The organism is Micromonospora sp. NPDC049089 (assembly GCF_040648775.1).
Classification (GTDB): Bacteria; Actinomycetota; Actinomycetes; order Mycobacteriales; family Micromonosporaceae; genus Micromonospora.
Window position 1 is genome coordinate 1 of sequence record NZ_JBEZEH010000395.1, and the last position, 1634, is coordinate 1634.

The following is a 1634-nucleotide window of genomic DNA, read 5'->3' on the forward strand; positions in this document are numbered from 1 at the left end:
GCCCGACCCGTAACACGTCCGCCCACGTTCCGGCGGTCCGGGGGGCGGCCGCCCCCGCGGCCTGGAACCAGCGGTGCGCCGACGAGGTGTGGTTCGGAACCAGGTCGACGATCACCCGCAGGTTGCGGGCCCGGGCCTCGGCGATCAGCTTGTCCGCGTCGGCGAGGGTGCCGAACAGCGGGTCGATGTCGCGGTAGTCGGCCACGTCGTAGCCGGCGTCGGCCTGCGGCGAGGGGTAGAAGGGGGAGAGCCACACCGCGTCCACGCCCAGCTCGACCAGGTGGTCGAGGCGGGCGGTGATGCCGGGCAGGTCACCGATTCCGTCCCCGTCCGAGTCGGCGAACGAGCGGGGGTAGATCTGGTAGATGGCGGCCTCGGTCCACCAGCCGGTGGCCGGGGGACCGGAGGGGGTCTGCTGCGTCGGGTCGGTGTTCAGGGTCGTCTCCTGTGTTGCGGTGTGTGGACTTCAGTGTGCCCGGGGTGGTGCCGTCGAGTCCCGGACCACCAACCGGGTGGGCAGGACCACCGGAGTGTCGCAACCGGCACCCGGTTGACTGACGATGGGCCCCGGAGGCCGGGCCCCGAGCGGGTCGAGCAACATCTGGGCGGCCAGCCGGCCCTGCTCGGCAGCGGGCTGGGCGACGGTGCTGAGCCCGAGCACACCGGCCAGGTCGTGGTCGTCGATGCCGACCACGCTGACGTCCTGCGGCACCCGCAGCCCGACGTCGCGCAGGGCGGTCATCGCGCCCATCGCCATCTCGTCGCAGGCGGCGACGATCGCTGTCGGTGGCTCGCCGCGGGCCAGCAACTCGGCGGTGGCCCGGTTGCCACCGTCGATGGTGAAGGTGGACTCGATGTCCAGGGTGGGATCGGGTCGCAGGCCGGCGGAGCGCAGTGCCGTCTGGTAACCCCGGCGTCGGTCGAGGTGGGTGGTGAAGGCCAACTCGTCGTCCGGGTCGCCGGAGATGTGGGCGATCCGGTGATGGCCGAGGTCGATCAGATGCTTGGTCGCGACCCGCGCGGCCGCCACGTCGTCGATCCGTACGCACGGCCAGTTGGGCACTCTGCTGCCCGAGCTGATGGTGACACCGGGCAGTTCCAGCGTGGCCAGCGCGGTCAGGTCGGCCGGACGCAGCGGTGTGGCGACCAGCATCATGGCGTCCACCCGTTTGTGCAGGTTGGCCGTCCGCAGGACCCGCTGGCGGACCTGCTCCCGGCCGCCCAGGTTGTAGAGCAGCAGGTCGTAGCCGGACTGGTGGAGGTACTCCTCGACCGCCTCGACGACAGTGCTGAAGAACCAGCGGGTGATCCGGGGGACCACCACCGCTACCGTGCCGGTCCGGCCCCCGGCGAGCCGGGACGCGCTCGGCGAGACCTCGTAGTCGAGTTGCTCGGCGGCGGCGAGCACCCGCCGCCGGGTGGCGGCCGAGACCGTCGGTAGTCCGCGTAGCGCCCGCGAGACGGTGGCCGTGGAGACTCCGGCCAGCCGGGCCACATCATCGATCCTCGTCACGGTTTCCCCCGCTCGGTGCCCGGAGCGCCCGCCGCCGCCCGAGGGGGCCGGCGGGGGCGGGCGCGCGGGGCAGCCCGTGTCGCTGCCGGCGAGCAGAACACGCACGAAGAAGCGCTGGAGG

General features: G+C 72.7%; 2 protein-coding genes. Both read right to left on the bottom strand.

The window, feature by feature from the left end:
• Window positions 1-436 (bottom strand): alpha-amylase family glycosyl hydrolase (locus AB0B48_RS33045; RefSeq protein ID WP_357208571.1); only part of this gene is annotated, 436 nt, incomplete at its 3' end.
• Window positions 437-466: 30 nt separating this feature from the next.
• On the bottom strand, window positions 467-1513 hold the full coding sequence (locus tag AB0B48_RS33050) for a LacI family DNA-binding transcriptional regulator (RefSeq protein WP_357208568.1): 1047 nt from the start codon (window positions 1511-1513) through the stop codon (window positions 467-469).
• Window positions 1514-1634 lie beyond the last annotated feature (121 nt).